Origin of the sequence: Rothia sp. HMSC078H08, from assembly GCF_001808955.1 — a bacterium.
In the GTDB taxonomy this organism is placed as follows: domain Bacteria; phylum Actinomycetota; class Actinomycetes; order Actinomycetales; family Micrococcaceae; genus Rothia.
Window position 1 is genome coordinate 142,419 of record NZ_KV795253.1, and the last position, 16,564, is coordinate 158,982.

The following is a 16,564-nucleotide window of genomic DNA, read 5'->3' on the forward strand; positions in this document are numbered from 1 at the left end:
TCGCCAAATTCGGTGCCCCCTCCACAGCAGACGCTACTATAGTGGCATGCGATACACCTACCTTGGCCCCTCCGGCACCTTCACCGAATCCGCCCTGCTGAGCGTCCCCGGCGCATCCGACGCCGAATGCATCCCCGCTACCAGCGTGCCCGACGCGCTCGCACGCCTGAACGCGGGCGAGGTGGACGCCGCCATGGTGCCCATCGAAAACTCCGTGGAGGGCGGCGTGAGTGCCACCCTGGACGCTATCGCAGCCAGCGAGGGTGTACGCATCATCCGCGAGGTGCTCGTACCGATCCGCTTCGTGCTGGTCGCCGCGAAGCCCATCAACATTGAAGACGTCAAGACTATCTCCACCCACTCGCACGCTTGGGCGCAGGTGCGCGGCTGGGCGCAGGAGAATGTGCCCACTGCCGCCTACCTGCCCGGCTCCTCCACCGCCGCGGCGGCTGTCGGCCTGCTCGAAGAGGGGTGCACCTACGATGCGGCAATCTGCTCCCCGGCGCTGCTGAACTACCACCCGGAACTGCACGTGTTGCAGGACAACATCGGCGACAACAAGAACGCCGTAACCCGCTTCGTGCTGCTCTCCCGCACCGCCGACATCCCCGAACCGACCGGCTCCGACAAGACCACCCTGACCGTGCCGCTGCCCGCTAACCGCGCCGGCGCCCTGCTCGAACTGCTCGAACAGTTCTCCGTGCGCGGTGTGAACCTCTCCCGCATCGAATCGCGCCCCACCGGCGAAGGCATGGGCTCCTACTCGTTCAGCATCGACGCCGACGGCCACATCTACGAGGCACGCATGCGCGACGCCCTGCGCGGCCTGCACCGCGTCTCCCCGACGCTGAAGTTCCTCGGCTCCTACCCGCGCGCCGACCACGAAAACACCGAGGTCGACAGCATCCACTCCGACGCCTCCTTCGACGCCGCGCACGAGTGGGTCGAGTCCCTCTTCCCGAACGGCCGCCCCGCACAGCTGCAGCGCCGCTAGCCGGCCGCCGCTAGACACCCCCGCACCTACCCGCGCCCCACCAGCGCAAACCCCGCCCACAACCCACCGCAAGATTAGGTAGGATAAAACAGTGATTGATATTAACCTCCTCCGCGAAAACCCCGACGTCTTCCGCGCCTCCCAGCGAGCACGCGGCAAGGACGAAACCCACGTCGACCGCATCCTCGAAGCCGACGCCGCACGCCGCGCACTCATCGGCGAATACGAGACCCTGCGCGCCGAGCAGAACGCCTTCGGCAAGAAGGTTGCCAAGGCACCCAAGGAAGAAAAGCCCGCACTCGTTGCACAGGCCAAGGAACTGGCCGCCCGCGTCAACGATGCGAAGGCAGCCTCCGAGGCGAAGACCGCCGAATACGAGGAACTGATCAGCAGCATCGAGAACCTCATCATCGATGGCGTGCCCACCGGCGGCGAAGACGACTACGTGGTCGTCAAGAAGGTCGGTACCCCCCGCGACTTCACCGCTGACGGCTTCGAGCCGCGCGACCACCTCGAAATCGGCGAACTCGTCGACGGCATCGACATGGCACGCGGCGCGAAGGTCTCCGGCGCACGCTTCTACTTCCTCAAGGGCCAGGTAGCACGCCTGGAGCAGGCACTCATGTGGATGGCGCTCGACCTGGCCACCCAGCACGGCTTCACCATGATGACCACCCCCACCCTGGTACGCCCCGAAATCATGAACGGCACCGGCTTCAACGTCAAGCACGACGACGAAATCTACCGCCTCGAACGCGACGACCTGTACCTGGTCGGCACCTCCGAGGTGGCGCTCGCCGGCTACCACACCGACGAAATTCTCGACTTCGAGAAGGGCGCGAAGAAGTACCTGGGCTGGTCCTCCTGCTACCGCCGCGAGGCAGGCTCCGCAGGTAAGGACACCCGCGGCATCATTCGCGTGCACCAGTTCAACAAGGCTGAAATGTTCGTCTACTGCCCCGTCGAGCAGGCAGAAGAGATGCACGAGAAGCTGCTGTCCCTCGAAGAGGAAATGCTGCAGCGCTGCGGCCTCGCATACCGCGTGATTGACACCGCCGCAGGCGACCTGGGCACCTCCGCAGCCCGCAAGTTCGACTGCGAGGCGTGGGTCCCCACCCAGGGCACCTACCGTGAGCTGACCTCCACCTCGAACTGCACCACCTATCAGGCGCGCCGCCTGAACATCCGCGAGCGCACCCCGGACACCGTGGACGAGGCAGGCAACGTGCGTAAGGGCCGCACCCGCTCCGTAGCGACCCTGAACGGCACCCTGGCGACGACTCGCTGGGTGGTTGCCATCCTGGAGACTCACCAGCAGGCAGACGGTTCTGTTGTGATTCCTGAGGCACTCCGCCCCTACATGGGTGGTGCCGAGGTCATCCCCGCTGTCGCTGAATAAGGGATGCCTGCTGGAGTGAGTCTCCACTCCGGCGGGGGATTTAGTGCCTCGCGCGCTCGGAATTCCCCACCTCCGTCCCACCAGCAGGCTGACGGTTCTGTTGTGATTCCTGAGGCTCTTCGCCCGTACATGGGTGGTGCCGAGGTTATCCCGGCTATCGCTGAATAAGGGGAAACCCCGCCCGCTGAGTAATCTCACAACCAGCTGAAAAACCCGCTCACCGCGTAAACGGTGGGCGGGTTTTTGCGTATCCCGGTAGTCTAAGAACTATGCCTCTTTACCGTAAGCTCCTTGGTGTTTCTGCGGCGGCGGCTCTGACCGCCTCCGTCACTCGTGCCCGCCGTGAAGCGCGCCGACGCGCTATCGAACTGGGCGCGCCCTTCGGCGTTCTGCCGACCCTGCCCACCGGGCAGGCACAGCGCGTGGGCGTGGTGTACAACCCCAGCAAGCCCGGCGCTGCGGCGGCTGTCGAGATCCTGGAACGTATCCTCGCGGCGAACGGCCACCCGCAGGCGCTGGTGCGCACCACCCGCGTGGACGAGCCCGGTTCTGAGGCTGCCCGTGAGCTGATCGCTGAGGGTGTTGACCTGCTGATTGCTGCCGGTGGTGACGGTACGGTGCGTGCTGTGGCGGCGGCGCTGGCGCATCATGAGGGACGCAAGCCGCGTCTGGGTATTCTGCCGATGGGTACCGGTAACCTGCTGGCGCGTAACCTGTACATTCCGGTCAGTGACGTGGCGGCGTGCGTGAATATTGCGCTCAACGGTGCAGGTCAGGCCGTTGATGCGATTGAGATGACGACGACGAGCACCCCCGGTGAAGAAACCGAACACACGTTCTTTGTGATGAGTGGTGCCGGCTTTGATGCGCTCGTTATGAATGATACGAACGAGGAGATTAAGGCGAAGTTCGGCTGGGTTGCGTACGTGCAGTCCGGCATGAAGCATATGCTGGGCAGGTCGCACCCGGTGCGTATTAGCGTGGACGGTGGGGAGTCTCGTACTCTGCCGATGCGTTCGGTGCTGATCGCGAATTGTGGCCGCCTGCAGGGTGGTATTCGCCTGGCGGATATGACGGATGTGAATGACGGTAATCTTGAGGTGATTGTGGCGTCGCCGCGTGACCTGGTGGAGTGGGGGCTGTTGATGGCGAAGGTTACGCGCCGCACGATTTTGGGGTCGCCGCGCATTGAGTTGCCGGTGATTCGCCACCTGGTGGGGTCTGAGGTGGTGTTGGAGTTCCCGGATGGTGCGCAGCCGGTTGAGGTGGATGGTGATCCGGCGCCGTCGGCGTACCGTATTAGCGCGCGCGTGCTGCCTGCCGCCGTGGAGGTGGCGGTCCACCCCGAGGTGCTCTAGCCGTCTTAAACGTATAAACGCGGTGGGGCGCGACCTGATGAAAGGTCGTGCCCCACCGCGTTTTATTGCTAGTACAGGCTGTTAGGTTTTAGGAGCCCCAGGTAATGAACTCGTCGGGGTCTGCGGAGCTAAAGCTCGGCAGAGTTGAGGGAATCCAGAAGCGCCAGTCACCATCGTGCCATTCCATGACGACATCAGTAGAGCGGTAGGTGCCGGAAGGGAGCTTGATAAGAATCCGAATAGCCGCGCGCTCGGGAGTGTAGGAGATATATCGGTACCCTACAACTGGAACGGTGGTAGTGGACTTCTTGGTACGGCTCTCGCGTGCAGAGTCGGCACCCGGACCGATTACAGTCGGCATGTAGGAATCCGGGGTCGAGTTTACTTGGATGTACGCCCAAGTTGCAGCGTAGAGCGCGCCCTCGGCAGAGTGCTCAAAGCAGTTGCGAATCGGGGAGTTTGCCATCGGACCAGCGGTCTTCGACACCGGGCCAATCCAACCCTCATCGGTGGTTACCCACGTGGTGTCCTTGGGTGCTGCATCCAGTACTGCCTGGTCGTCTGAGGCGCCGGCACCGCAGGTGCCTGCCGCTACCGTTGAGGTGGCCTTCGACTGAGCCGCACCGTTCGAGCCGCCCGAAGCGGAGGTGTTGGAATTATCGCCGCCGCGCGGAATCAGCACGATGACCAGTACAACGAGGAGGGCGACGACGGCTGCTGCCAGTCCGAAAGCCCAGCGGGGGATAGTGACTCCGCCCTTGTTCTCCATAACAATCTCCAAAATACGTAGACCCCACAATTCGGGGCGCGACAAACCCACCCCCAGCAGGAGGGCAGAGATTGAATGAGTGATGAGAAACTATGCGGTACCGCAGGAAAAGCATCTGAGCCAGAACACAACATCGAGGACTGCAAGACGCAAAAACACGGCGGCACATATTTATCGGTGTCAAAAGATACCCTATCATGCCTACAGATATCCTGCAGGCGCTCGCCCTGAGCTACCATGATATGAGCTGGACTGCACGAAAAAGAACCGAATTCATACCGCTAATCCGGTACCTAACCGTGCACCCACTATGCGTCAACGCCCGACGCAGACACCAACCGCAGGCGGTCGCAACGCTACACAGCCCAGCATATGCCCCGCCTAGACGCATCACACCGATACATAGATACCGTTCATCAGAGAAAGCCCCTCTCCATGACCCGCAAAATCACCGCAACCGCCGCTGCCCTCGCACTGCTCGCTACCGGCTGCTCTGCTAGCACCGATAGCTCCGCACCGGGCGGAACCCTCATCACCAGCGGAACCTCTACCGCCACCAGCACCCCCACCCCCAGCTCTACTACTCCTGCACCCGCAACCACCACCGCAGGCCGCACCCCCACCGTCACCGAGGTGACCGCCTCCCCGAGCGCGACGGAAAGCACCACCGCGGCATCCACCACTGCGGCAGCGACCCCGACCCCGACCGTGAGCCTTGACCCTTCACCCCTGGCGGGAACCGGTGGTGGACCCCAGCAGCCCTCCAGCGTTCCTACCCTCAATAGCATCACTGACGAAGACCGTGGTCGCGCGCTTGAAACCGCGAAAGCAATTGTCGCCGCATACACCAGCGGCAAGCCGTACAAGGAATGGTCAGAAGAGCTCTACCCGATGGTCGACCCCGAAGTGCAGAATGAGTACGGGCCTAAATCGCGTATTGACCTTTTGAAAGGAACCGTAATCAGCGCTGAACTGGTCGATGACCCGACCCTGAAAGTTCCTGGTGGGGACAACCCCTACTGGCTTACGGTTAGCGTGCGAGTCGAGGGAAGCCTCAGCCCCGCCTACTACGTGCGTTTGCACCGTACTGCGGAGCGACCCAATAAGTGGAAGGCGTCTCATATTCTTGAACCGCAGGGCTACAAGCTCTTTGCTGAAAAATGGCTCAAGCAGCATAACAAGTAGAGCGATGGGCGATGCTTCACACTGGGATGAGCCCCTGCAGGGGTCTAAGTTGAGGAGCCTACCGGCACCCTAACTGCCTATTTGTGATCTGGATTATGAAAGAAATCGCGGATTTTTTCACTATTTCCTGAAAATTGGGAGGATAATGAAAAAAACCGCGATTTTTTACACCATCAAGGAGGGTACACGTGAACACCACCGGCACAAGGTACCGCACCCTCAAAAGCATCTTCCACGAACGCGGCAAAGCCGCCGCACAAACCGAACTGCAGGCACGCCGCAACGGCCACTCCACCTACCTCCTCAACGAATTCACGGTAGGGGAGCACCCCCTGTTCTACCTGGCAGACCGCACCGCGCTCGCATCCTTCGAACGCATCATGCGCCGTGAACGGCACATCGAACAGCTGAGCTCCCAACTGCCCAGCATCGCCATGCAAAGCTACCTACTCGACCTGGCAGTACGCAGCATCGTGGCGTCCGACCGTATCGAAGGTGTGCACACCACACGCCAGCTCATCTCTGAGGCACTCACCTCCGGCGACAGCGAGGACCCCCGCGCCAAACGCGCCGTCGAATTCGTGAACCTCCTCAAAGACCTGGGGGCAGGCCGCCCACCCTCCACGGTTGAGCAGGTGCGTAGCCTCTACGACACGCTACTCGAAGGGCACCTCGCCGAAGAAGACCGCCCAGACGGGGCTCTATTCCGCACCAAACCCGTGGTTATCCACGACAACACCCGAGAAATTCACCGCGCCCCCGACAGCGAAGTAACCATCACCGCCAACGTTCAGGCGGCGCTTGACCATGCCCTCGACCCGAACGTGCCGGCGCTATTCTCCGCGATCGCCGCGCATTTCATGGTGGAATACACGCACCCTTTCTACGACGGCAACGGCCGCCTGGGCAGGTACCTGCTGGTGTCCCACCTGGGGCAGACACTCACCCGGCTGACGACCCTCACCCTGCCGAGCACGCTCAACATTCAGAAGAGCCGCTACTACAAGGCGTTTAGCGCGGCGGAAGAACCCCTCAACTACGGTGAGGTGACCGGTTTTCTGCATGTTTTTCTGGGGCTGATCGAGCAAGCGCAGGAGCACCTGGTAGACGAGTTGGAATCACGTGACCGTGCGTGGCGTGCCCTTGGCAAGCGTATCGCTGAGCTGGAGGGCAGCCGCACCTGGACGGGTGGCACCCCCGGGCTGACTTCGAAGAAGCTTGATGATGTTCTGCGGCTGCTGTACCTGCTGGGGCAGGTGCAGATTTTCCGTGCGCCAGTTGCGCCTACCTCGAGCGAGTTGCAGGAGGCGCTGGGTGTTACGGCGCCGACTCTGCGCGATAGGCTCAAGCTGCTACAGGGGCTCGGCTTTGTTGAGGGCGTGAAGGCTGGCCGTACGATGCGCTGGTCCCTCACCGAGGCAGGAACCGCCCTGCTGGGCTTGCCCGCCGTTGATGACGACGAAGAATAGCCCACGAGCATAAGAGACAGGGGAGGGGACGCACCAGAGTACGTCCCCTCCCCTGAGCTGTAATTAAACAGAAAAGGCACCCCTTGGGGGTGCCTTATGCGCAAGGTCCGTAGCTTCGACCAGAATCCACCGGTACACCCCGCTACGGCTCACCCATTATACCTCCTCGCCTCGCGGCGACTACCTCAGGGATCTTGCTTTACCTTACACCCTCAACTATACGGAGGTTATACCTACCCCCGCAACCGTTTCAGTCATGCGCGGTCGGGGTCAGGTTCGGCGCACAAAAAAGGCGAACCCGGTGAGGGTCCGCCCTTAAAGCGTTATGAGGCGCTACCCTACGGGGACCACGCCTCATACCCATGACAAGGTCCACAGCTTCGGCCATTCAGGCTCCCCCCTGCAGCCTCATCCTTTCCCCTCCCTACACAGAAAATCTGATAGGAACTCACCACTTACATGATGAGCAGCACGGTAACTTGCGCAGAGCGTACGAGATGAGTTTTAACTTGTGTCTCAAGGTTACCAAGTGCGGGAATCTTCGGCAACGCGGTTGGTCACACCAGGAATCCCACTAGAGGCAATACCCGCCGACCTTCAAAACAAGACCCGGCGGCTACTCAGCAATCGCCTGCGTCAGCACCTCTGCAAGGCGTGCACTCCTGCCGGTGTCCTGACCCTCAAAACGCGCCTCCACGAACTCATCACGCAAAGCCGCGGCCACCTCAAAAGCGGCAGGCACCAGACGGTACCCGGCATGCTCAGCAAGCTGACTGAAAAACACGAACTGGGTGCGGGTATTACCCTCACGGAACGCATGCACCACATTCAGCTCATTCCACAGCTCAGCGAACTCACGCACAAACTCCTCACGTGAAAGACCCGCCAGGTAGTTCTTAGCCGCCAACCCGCGGTAGAGCCGGTTCGCCTGCTCCAGCATCGGCTCACCCGCAGGGAAATACCGGTGCCCCTCCTTGCTCATACGCGGATCCCAAAAACTGGGGGCGGTACGCTCCTGACCAGCCCACTCATACACGTCCTGGAAGAGGAAACCGTGAATCGCCTTCATATGCGCAAAATCGAAATTGCCGCGGATAGGCTGCTCGGCGAGCATGCGCATCCGCTCAAAAACCAGTGCCTCTTCAAGCACCCGAAACTTCACCGGGTCAGTCTCACCGTACGGCTTGCCGGGCGCCGTGAAAAGGTTCCGAAGAACGCGCGTTCCGGGAATGTAGTAGCCCTCCCAGGTGTACTGCTTCACCACTAGTTACCTCCCAAAATGTGGCGGATGCACGCCGCCTTGTACTCCTCGAAGGAGATGCCGCCGTGCGCTCGCTGGTTCAGAAGCTCAAGGATGCGCGGGTCAGTGATGACGTGCCCGGCGAGGTTCATGCCCGCCTCCGCGAACTTCAGGGATTCCTCGGGGGTGATGGGGTTGGTCGAATCGTCGGTGTGGGTGGCTGGTGTTGGCATGGCTTCCTCCCTTGAAGATTTACCCTGTAGGTTCGGTGAGGGGAACGCGATACAGAAATATAGGAATCTGTATATGCGGTTTTCTGGCTTCCGGCGTTGGAAGCGCATTGAATAGAAAAGAGTGGACAGAAAAGGCGAACCCGGTGAGGGACCGCCCTTAAAGCGTTATGAGGCGCTACCCTACTGGGAACACGCCTCATACCCATGACAAGGTCCACGAGTTCGGCCACATAGGCTTCCCCTCGTAGCCCCATCCTTTCCACCCCCTACTCGGAATAAAACCCGGTAGGAACTCGCCGTACATGGCAAGCAACGCTACACAGCTGTAGAGCGTACGGGATGAGTTTTAACTTGTACCTCAAGGTTACCAAGCACGGGAAACTCCGGCAACGCATACGGTCATTTTGGCGGTGCCCTCCCCCGAATGACCGTGGGCAGTGCCTGTTTTCGGTACCTGGGTTAGGCTGGAATATACGAGGTGCCTCCCTAGAGTAAACGAAAGGACCCACCTAATGGATCGCATGCTGATTGTAGGCGTCAATGAAATGGCGCGTTTCCTGGGTATGACCCCCGCGAGTCTGCTCCGCCGAGGCGAGCTGCCCGAGCCTGATTTCATGTCGCATAGCGAGAAGCGAATCTGGCTGCCGGCAACCGCGGAGGCGTGGAATGCGGAGTACACGAGCCGCCCCGAATATGGGGAGTGGGGGCGCCGTCGACGCGAGAAGAAACAGGCAGCGGAAGAGCTCGCTGACTAGGCAAAACCCCGCCCACGAAGTAGTGGGCGGCTCTCACAAACAGCTATCCACCAACCACACCTGCGAGGAAAACACTCATGGGAGAGTATTTTGATATAGACCTCCGGTATCCGGACCTGTTTGAAGGACTCACCGAAAAGCAGCGCCAGAGGGTTATCGACGTTCTCGTCTCTTCTTGGCTTTCAGGCTACGAGCATAGTCGTGAAGAAGTCGCCCGCTTCATCGATCTTGTAGTAGGGCGTATCAGCGGGGAAGATTACCGAAAGCAGATTTTGGAACATGCTCTCGCCCTCAATAAGCAGAGGTCGCAAGAAGCAAAATCTTCCAACAAACCCAACGAAATTGAGCAGTACCAGCCTGTCGACTACCTTCCGGAAAAGGGATAATCATGGAAGACAACACCCCCGATTTTGAGGCGCTCCACAAGTACCTCGTAGACAACAGCTCAGAGGTCTTCACCCCGCTTATCGAGGCCGAAGAAGACGACGAAAAACGCCGCTTCTACCTTGCCCTGCAGACCTACTCTCTGCAGCAGAAGCAGCGCATCGTTCTCGCTGACGAGAACTTCGTTGTCTAAGCCGTTTAGGCAGTCTAAAGGAGCCGCACATGAAGCCCCAATACATCATCATCGGCGGGGTCAACGGAGCCGGTAAGAGCACCCTCTACCGCACCAACCCGCAGATTTTCGGCGCCACCCGCCGCCTCAATGCCGACGAGAAACTCCGCGCTGCAGGAGGCGACTGGCGCAACCCCGCCGACGCTGCCCGCGCCATGCGAGACACCGTGCAAGACCTGCGCCAAGCGCTCGCGGCCGGTGAGTCCATCCACCAGGAAACCACTCTTGCGGGTAACGCCAAATCCTTCCAGAACCTCATCGACCGCGCCCACGCCCAAGGGTACGAGGTGACCCTACTGTACGTGACGCTCAACAGCGCCGACACCGCCGTGGACCGGGTCGCCGCCCGAGTCGCCAAGGGCGGCCACGGTGTTGACGAGGCAGATATCCGCCGCCGCTACGACAGCTCCCACGCGAACCTGCAGGCGCTCGCCTCCTCCGTGGACATCCTGCGGGTCTTCGACAACACCCGCTGGTACGAACCGGTGTACTGGCGTGCCGGTTCAAAGGTGTTGCTCGACGAGCCGAGATACGGTCTGCACATCAGCTAACCGTCACCTCCCACCCTCACGACCCGACCGTGAGACCGACCTGCGAAGGTCAAGAAAGGAACATACAGTGTCAGATCATTTTGACCTGCACCTGCGCTCCCCCGAACTATTCGAGCCGCTCACCGAAGAGCAGCGCCGCAACATCATGCAGCCCCTCGCCTCATCCTGGCTTGAGGGCGACAACCCCACCCGCGAAGACGTCACGCTACTCATCGACTACGAGCTTGGGCGAATCACCGCGGAAGAATACGACCGGCAAGCACTAGCGAAGGCGCTCGCCTACCAGGTGCTGACAAGCCAAAACGTGGACCAGCATGCAGAGGAGGGCGAATAAACCGTGAGTCATCAGCAGAACTGGGCGGCGTACTTCTACCCCGAGCCCTACCAGCACGTCATGCGGAACAAGCCGGGCATCAAGGACCCCGCGGCGCTTTCGCTCTACGAGCACCGCATCATCACCCGACGAGGCTACGAGCTCACCAAGAACCCCGAGCTCATCGCTCACACCTTCGACGCGGAGCACCTCAAGGCCATTCACCGCTACCTCTTCCAGGACGTGTACGACTGGGCGGGGGAGTACCGCACCGTGGACATGTCCAAGGGTGTAAGTGCTTTCGCGAGCGTTCAGGACGGGCCTTTGAGTATTGACCGGTACCTCGACTACGTTTTCGCCACTAGCCGCGCGACTGACTGGGCGAGCCTGAACCAGCAGGAATTTGTGGAGGTTGCCGCCGCGATTTTCGCGCACCTGAACCAGTCGCACCCTTTCCGTGAGGGTAATGGTCGTGCGACCCGCATTTTCATGGATCATGTGGCGGCGCGTAGTAATTTCCGGTTTGATTATGCGCGTGCTGGCCGCCGCGGCTGGAACCAGAGTTCGATGTTTAGCGGCCCGGATCGCGGGTATTTTGAGGTGCATCCGGAGGAGCTACATCAGCTGTTCAGCATTATTACTGTGCCGCGTGATGCCTAGTCAGGCAACTAATACACCTCGGGCAGATACCCGATGAGGGCATTAAAGCGCGGATGTCCGCCACCTTATTGGTAAGGCGGCGGGTTTTCCCTGTATGCGCGGGGATGAGCCCGACAGACACGCTTATATGTTGGATTTTGGTCACATTATTGTATATTTGTCCCGTACCCAATTTCGGTGCATGCCCGAGAAGGCAGCATCTCAGCCGACGTTGGCTGTTCATTATAGACGGTTGAGCTCGACCCAAGCATGCCTGAAGTGCACTGACTTCTCGGGTCCATCCTTATGCAATTAGGGGCCCCTCGTCGCGCAGGCGCAACTCGATGCGAAGTCGAAGGCTGAGGTAGAGCTTTTGCTCATGCAGGCTCGGACTGCTCTCGATCCGAGCATAGATGTCCAGGTAGCTCTCAACGACCTCCAAGCCCGTTTTCCGAACGACGAACTTATTAACGAGGCCGTACACCTGAACTCGAATACCGAATGACTGGAAACATAATGGTGATCAATCACAAGCGACGGGGCGAAACACAGAGCGCTGCTCCTAGCCTGCATCTGAGAGACATGCCCATCGAGCACTTGTATGCGCGCTATCAAAGGATAGCGCGGAACCTGCCGAGACGGATCCGCTGGCTTGCTTTGATATTCGCGCCAACGAGCACGAGTTTCACCGTCTTCACCGCTGGCCTACTGAATGTTGCAGGGGCTCTGATGATTACGGCAGGTATCGGCCAGGTAACGTCAGGTGAGAGGACCCCAGGCAGTGCTATTTGGTTACTCATCTTCGCTTTCCTGGCTGAAAGCCTAGGGTACTGGGTGAAGGAACGCCAAGAGCTTATTCTCACGATCGCGGTTCGACAGCTCACATACCGCCGTTTCCGGGACATCTTTAGTAGGTCATCCCATCCGCCGGAAGCTCACGGGCATGTTCTCACATACCCAGGACAGATCAGCCAGTTTGCCTTCGTTGTTGATTTCGCCGTTTCAACCGTTCAGATTATTGCCTTTCTCGCGGCTTCGCTCGCGCTATATGGTGCAAGCGGCGCAATCGCTGCGTTGCTCATCACTGGATTGGTATTCGTCAGCGTCCGTCTCATCAACTTGGTGGGCCGACTATGGGAACAGTACGTCGCTCTAGAGGGAGAGCGTCGGCAGTGGATCCAGCGTGTAGCAAACGCGCTGCCTCGAGGGCAAAGCATCCCCAGCTGGGGTACCGCCCTGGACAAGGTCGCTAGCATCCGAAACACCGAAGAGCATCTTCTGCGCAGACGGGTCCCGTTGCAGGTCCTGAATGGATTCCTTGAACGGGGAGCACTAACTGCGGTGCTCGCTGTGGTTGCGGTTCTCGGCGCGTGGCTCTGGCCATCCGCTCATTTCGGTATTGGAATTATTTTGGCAGCCCGCTACCTGTACGCAGCGGTGCAGAACAACATCGTAAACTATCGGGTTATTCGGCTCGCTGTGCCAATGATGCGTGAGCTCGACAAGCTCGAGTCGTCTCCAAATTGCACGGTTAAACAGCAGGACTTGGTGGGGCAGCCTTCAAATTCTAGAGAGGTGCTTGCCGCTACGTCTGAGCGCGCTGAAGCATTGCGCACATCCGTGACCACCCCCGATTCTGCTTTCGTACCACGCAACCCGGAAGTGTCCCATTCGGTGTTGTCAGCGTGGCGAGCTTCTGCTTCGCCACATCAGGTATCCCGGTTCACTAGCCTCGCTTTAGATATGGGGCTCACTGAGGATGTGATCGGGCGGTTCTGGCAAGACGCAACAACCTTGTCGTCAGGAGAGAGACACCGTGCTGCTGTCGCTATCGTTTTGGCAGACAAACCGGACTGGCTAATTTTGGACGATACGTTCGCAGCGCTTGATCCTGTAGCACGAGAAGTGGTTGCCGAGAAGATCTTAGAGTGCGTGCCAACGTGCACACTTCTGGCAAGCTCGGAGGAGTACGTACCGAGTGCCTTCACCCCCGGCAATGATGCGAGGGTAGACCCTCTTGAGTTGCAGGCTCATAGCCCCGGGGCAGCTAAGGAGGCAGATGCTGGTTCGATGGATGTGAGCGAGAGACAGGACCTTCCTGACCCTGAGCCGAAGCGTGCCACATTCCGACGATCGGCCCTGTTGCTGTTTGGGCCGCATTTGGTGTGGATTACGTGTGGCGCCCTACTCTTGAGCGGATCCGAAGTTGCTTTTGCAATGACGATTGCTCACAGTGATGGGCTGTCTGCTCAGGTTGCTGGAGTGTCAGCTGCTTGCGCACTGGCAGCAATTGTTGGGTCCGTCATGTTCTTTGGCCCGCTCTACTTGGCTCCCATCGCTAGGCTGAGCGATTTGCACGACAGGATTATACGGAGGCTCGATCGATTCGCTAGTCCTAGAACAAGCGGTGCGGTCATGGGGCGGATGGGTGAAGACTTCTCCGACCTTCAGATGTCGGTGCCTAGCGCCCTGGGTTCGGTATTTATGGTCATTCTACAGACCTTTATGCTCATCGGAGGCGCAGTGGCCGGCGCCCCGCTGTTCATGATTGCTGTGTTGGCGGTAGCACCCCTAGCGATGCTTGCTATGCGTCAGGGTTCAAAGTGGATTCTCCCTGCCTCGACGACGGCTGCCAATCGCCGAGGTGACTTCATCGGGGTGGTTGGTGCCCAGGCTGGCTTACACGCTGCGCCCGTCAGTGCAGGGCTGCGTCGGGCTGGAGAAGAAGCCTACGCTCATTCGGAGGCTGCATACGTCAGCAGCTCGATTCAGTTGGCGAACGCCTACGCACTGCGTACGGGACTGATTCAGTTGCTTGTGTTGTCACTGAATGTTTCTGCAGTGGTATTGGCACTGATGGTCGAAGGATCGAACTCAGTGGTTGCTCCCGCGGTCGTAATATATTTTGCAGTAACTCTGTCATCTGGCATCCAATCTACGGTGGAGACGCTGCAACAGGTTGGTGTAGTCAGCTTGACTGCGGAGCGTGTTCGGATGCTTGAAGAGTACCGTGCCGACCGTTCTTATCCGCCCGTGCGGTCTGCTGACCTGGCTCTGCTTGAGAGTGTTCTTGACTCTGGGTGTTCTATGGTTGCCTTGATTGGACCAACTGGCGCGGGGAAGTCCGTCATGCTTGATGCTCTATACCGCCGGTATCCCCAAGGCGAAGTGGTAATCGTACCAGATATCGATCCGTTCGCATCTGAAGCATCGAATTCGAGCGGGCTCATGCTTGCGCGTTCCGTATTACGTGAAGGCGCTACCCGGCTTGTGTTGCTTGATGAGACCTTGAAGGGTCTCACTCCGTCAGAGGAGCGCGCTGAGCTCGAATCGATGGCGTGCGCTATCGAGGGCAGTGACAAGCAGGTTGTGATTGTCCTTCACTCGCGCTCTAACCTTGATCGTTTCAAAGAAGTGGTGAATTTAGATGCGTGAGCTGACCCAAGTACTACGTTTTTCTCCAAGAACTATCGAGGACGAAATGCGAATCTATAGGGCCAAACCTATAGCCTGGACCGATTCGTCGGTGGCACTTCTGAACGAGTACGGCGCCACACTGTGCACACCCGCCCCTCCTGCCCCCGATAATGCCCTGATACCGCCCGCGATAAAAACCCCCGTTAAAAACACAGCCGGGGCCGTCTCGCACGCAGGCTCGAAAAGTGCGAGAATGGAGCAGAAAAGAAAACTACGAAAGAAGATACTTTCATGCTTATTCTCGTTGTGAACGCCGGTTCTTCCTCCCTGAAGTACCAGGTGCGTGACACCTCCCTGCCCGAGGCAGAGCAGATGCTGACCTCCGGCCTCGTCGAAAACATCGGCACCGACGTGCCCAACCACGAAGTCGCATTCGACATCATGTCCGAGAAGCTCGAGCCCGTCCTGGCAGGCCGTGAGCTGCAGGCAGTCGGCCACCGCGTGGTGCAGGGTGCAGAGAAGTTCACCCACCCCGCCCTGCTCACCGAGGAAGTTGTCCAGCAGATCGACGACCTCTCCCCGCTGGCACCGCTGCACAACCCCGCACACGCTCAGGGCATGCGCGCAGCAATGCACAAGTGGCCCTCCCTGCCGCAGGTTGCTATCTTCGACACCGCGTTCCACTCCACCATGCCCGAAGAAGCATGGCGCTACGCAATCCCCTACGACCTGGCTGACAAGTACAGCATCCGCCGCTACGGCTTCCACGGCACCAGCCACGAGTACGTCTCCCACGTTGCAGCTGACATGCTCGGCATTGCACGCGACGAGTTCAACGGCATCGTTGCTCACCTCGGTAACGGCGCGTCCGTGACCGCTGTGAAGGGCGGCAAGTCCGTCGACACCTCCATGGGCTACACCCCGCTGGCTGGCCTGATCATGGGTACCCGCTCCGGCGACATCGACCCCTCGGCACTGACCACCATCCTGATTCGTGAGGGCATTGACGGTGAACGCCTGGACACCATCCTGAACAAGGAGTCCGGCCTGCTCGCACTGGCTGGCTCCAACGACATGCGTAAGGTCGTTGAGGCTGCACAGTCCGGCGACGAGCGTGCACAGCTCGCACTGGACATGACCTCCTACCGCCTGATGAAGTACATTGGCGGCTACAACCTGGTTGTTGGCGGCGCGCAGGCACTGATCTTCACCGCAGGTATCGGCGAGAACTCCGGCGACTTCCGCAAGCTGGTCCTGGACCGCCTCGGCGCTCTCGGCATCAAGTACAACGAGGAGGAGAACGCTAAGCGTTCCCCCGAGCCGCGCGTGATTTCCACCGAGGATTCCGCTATCAAGGTGCTGGTCATCCCCACCAACGAGGAGAAGGCTATCGCTGAGGCTACCGAGGAACTCGTCAAGAGTCTCTAAGCCCCACGCACCCCGCCGTGTAGGCGGCTCAGCGTAAAGTAATCCGCCGCGGCACCCGTCCTGTACGGGTGTTGCGGCGGATTACTTTATGCCCGCGAGGCGGCGCGCTCCTTACGCTGTGGCGTGCTGTAGCGTCGCGAATGGGCATTCTGTGAGAAAAAGCGCATTCACATTCACTAGTAAGTGCCCAAAAACGAT

At 59.7% G+C, this 16,564-nt stretch carries 16 protein-coding genes; 13 read left to right on the forward strand and 3 right to left on the reverse strand.

Annotation, left to right across the window (positions count from 1 at the left end; all coding sequences use genetic code 11):
- Positions 1-46: 46 nt before the first annotated feature.
- The 3 genes from pheA (at position 47) to HMPREF2528_RS03480 (ending at position 3,751) form a co-directional block, all read left to right on the forward strand.
- On the forward strand, positions 47-994 hold the full coding sequence (gene pheA, locus HMPREF2528_RS03470; RefSeq protein WP_070542434.1) for a prephenate dehydratase: 948 nt from the start codon (positions 47-49) through the stop codon (positions 992-994).
- 91 nt (positions 995-1,085) lie between these two features.
- The gene (gene serS / locus HMPREF2528_RS03475; RefSeq protein ID WP_070542438.1) at positions 1,086-2,393 is read left to right on the forward strand and encodes a serine--tRNA ligase; all 1,308 of its coding nucleotides are present in this window, start codon (positions 1,086-1,088) and stop codon (positions 2,391-2,393) included.
- 269 nt (positions 2,394-2,662) lie between these two features.
- Positions 2,663-3,751 carry a diacylglycerol/lipid kinase family protein gene (locus HMPREF2528_RS03480; protein WP_070542440.1) on the forward strand — a complete coding sequence of 363 codons (1,089 nt, stop codon included), beginning with the start codon at positions 2,663-2,665 and terminating at the stop codon, positions 3,749-3,751.
- An 88-nt stretch (positions 3,752-3,839) separates the two neighbouring features.
- On the opposite strand, the gene HMPREF2528_RS03485 is transcribed toward HMPREF2528_RS03480, so the two are convergent.
- The gene (locus tag HMPREF2528_RS03485; protein ID WP_070542442.1) at positions 3,840-4,520 is read right to left on the reverse strand and encodes a DUF8175 domain-containg protein; all 681 of its coding nucleotides are present in this window, start codon (positions 4,518-4,520) and stop codon (positions 3,840-3,842) included.
- Between the two features lie 435 nt (positions 4,521-4,955).
- On the opposite strand from HMPREF2528_RS03485, the gene HMPREF2528_RS03490 reads away from it, so the two are divergent.
- The gene (locus HMPREF2528_RS03490; RefSeq protein ID WP_070542444.1) at positions 4,956-5,705 is read left to right on the forward strand and encodes a carbonic anhydrase; all 750 of its coding nucleotides are present in this window, start codon (positions 4,956-4,958) and stop codon (positions 5,703-5,705) included.
- A 188-nt stretch (positions 5,706-5,893) separates the two neighbouring features.
- Positions 5,894-7,174 (forward strand): Fic family protein, encoded by a 1,281-nt coding sequence (locus tag HMPREF2528_RS03495; protein ID WP_070542447.1) that lies wholly within the window; start codon positions 5,894-5,896, stop codon positions 7,172-7,174.
- 616 nt (positions 7,175-7,790) lie between these two features.
- On the opposite strand, the gene HMPREF2528_RS03500 is transcribed toward HMPREF2528_RS03495, so the two are convergent.
- Both HMPREF2528_RS03500 and HMPREF2528_RS03505 read right to left on the reverse strand, forming a co-directional pair.
- A complete protein-coding gene (locus HMPREF2528_RS03500) occupies positions 7,791-8,438 on the reverse strand; it encodes a Fic/DOC family protein (RefSeq protein WP_070542449.1) in 648 nt (215 codons plus the stop codon).
- Entirely contained in the window at positions 8,438-8,647 is a 210-nt protein-coding gene (locus HMPREF2528_RS03505; protein WP_070507356.1) for a hypothetical protein, read from the reverse strand. The genes HMPREF2528_RS03500 and HMPREF2528_RS03505 overlap by 1 nt, the downstream gene beginning before the upstream one ends.
- Positions 8,648-9,159: 512 nt before the next feature.
- Between HMPREF2528_RS03505 and HMPREF2528_RS03510 the strand changes: the two genes are divergently transcribed.
- The 8 genes from HMPREF2528_RS03510 (at position 9,160) to HMPREF2528_RS03550 (ending at position 16,366) form a co-directional block, all read left to right on the forward strand.
- Positions 9,160-9,402, forward strand: a complete 243-nt coding sequence (locus tag HMPREF2528_RS03510; protein ID WP_070507353.1) for a hypothetical protein — start codon at positions 9,160-9,162, stop codon at positions 9,400-9,402.
- A gap of 77 nt (positions 9,403-9,479) precedes the next feature.
- A complete protein-coding gene (locus tag HMPREF2528_RS03515) occupies positions 9,480-9,788 on the forward strand; it encodes an antitoxin VbhA family protein (RefSeq protein WP_070542451.1) in 309 nt (102 codons plus the stop codon).
- Positions 9,789-9,790: 2 nt separating this feature from the next.
- On the forward strand, positions 9,791-9,979 hold the full coding sequence (locus tag HMPREF2528_RS03520; RefSeq protein ID WP_049344653.1) for a hypothetical protein: 189 nt from the start codon (positions 9,791-9,793) through the stop codon (positions 9,977-9,979).
- Positions 9,980-10,008: 29 nt separating this feature from the next.
- Positions 10,009-10,569 carry an ATPase gene (locus HMPREF2528_RS03525; protein WP_070507346.1) on the forward strand — a complete coding sequence of 187 codons (561 nt, stop codon included), beginning with the start codon at positions 10,009-10,011 and terminating at the stop codon, positions 10,567-10,569.
- 67 nt (positions 10,570-10,636) lie between these two features.
- The gene (locus HMPREF2528_RS03530; protein WP_070542453.1) at positions 10,637-10,903 is read left to right on the forward strand and encodes an antitoxin VbhA family protein; all 267 of its coding nucleotides are present in this window, start codon (positions 10,637-10,639) and stop codon (positions 10,901-10,903) included.
- 3 nt (positions 10,904-10,906) lie between these two features.
- On the forward strand, positions 10,907-11,542 hold the full coding sequence (locus HMPREF2528_RS03535; RefSeq protein ID WP_070507342.1) for a Fic/DOC family protein: 636 nt from the start codon (positions 10,907-10,909) through the stop codon (positions 11,540-11,542).
- 561 nt (positions 11,543-12,103) lie between these two features.
- Positions 12,104-14,956: a hypothetical protein gene (locus HMPREF2528_RS03545; protein WP_246823869.1), complete on the forward strand. Its 2,853-nt coding sequence runs from the start codon at positions 12,104-12,106 to the stop codon at positions 14,954-14,956.
- 273 nt (positions 14,957-15,229) lie between these two features.
- Positions 15,230-16,366 (forward strand): acetate/propionate family kinase, encoded by a 1,137-nt coding sequence (locus HMPREF2528_RS03550; RefSeq protein WP_070542457.1) that lies wholly within the window; start codon positions 15,230-15,232, stop codon positions 16,364-16,366.
- Positions 16,367-16,564 lie beyond the last annotated feature (198 nt).

Bases quoted from the DNA above. Each gene is read 5' to 3' on its own strand.
- pheA (WP_070542434.1), top strand. From the start codon at position 47: ATGCGATACACCTACCTTGGCCCCTCCGGCACCTTCACCGAATCCGCC.
- HMPREF2528_RS03480 (WP_070542440.1), top strand. From the start codon at position 2,663: ATGCCTCTTTACCGTAAGCTCCTTGGTGTTTCTGCGGCGGCGGCTCTG.
- HMPREF2528_RS03485 (WP_070542442.1), bottom strand. From the start codon at position 4,520: ATGGAGAACAAGGGCGGAGTCACTATCCCCCGCTGGGCTTTCGGACTG.
- HMPREF2528_RS03490 (WP_070542444.1), top strand. From the start codon at position 4,956: ATGACCCGCAAAATCACCGCAACCGCCGCTGCCCTCGCACTGCTCGCT.
- HMPREF2528_RS03505 (WP_070507356.1), bottom strand. From the start codon at position 8,647: ATGCCAACACCAGCCACCCACACCGACGATTCGACCAACCCCATCACC.
- HMPREF2528_RS03510 (WP_070507353.1), top strand. From the start codon at position 9,160: ATGGATCGCATGCTGATTGTAGGCGTCAATGAAATGGCGCGTTTCCTG.
- HMPREF2528_RS03515 (WP_070542451.1), top strand. From the start codon at position 9,480: ATGGGAGAGTATTTTGATATAGACCTCCGGTATCCGGACCTGTTTGAA.
- HMPREF2528_RS03520 (WP_049344653.1), top strand. From the start codon at position 9,791: ATGGAAGACAACACCCCCGATTTTGAGGCGCTCCACAAGTACCTCGTA.
- HMPREF2528_RS03525 (WP_070507346.1), top strand. From the start codon at position 10,009: ATGAAGCCCCAATACATCATCATCGGCGGGGTCAACGGAGCCGGTAAG.
- HMPREF2528_RS03545 (WP_246823869.1), top strand. From the start codon at position 12,104: ATGCCCATCGAGCACTTGTATGCGCGCTATCAAAGGATAGCGCGGAAC.
- HMPREF2528_RS03550 (WP_070542457.1), top strand. From the start codon at position 15,230: ATGCTTATTCTCGTTGTGAACGCCGGTTCTTCCTCCCTGAAGTACCAG.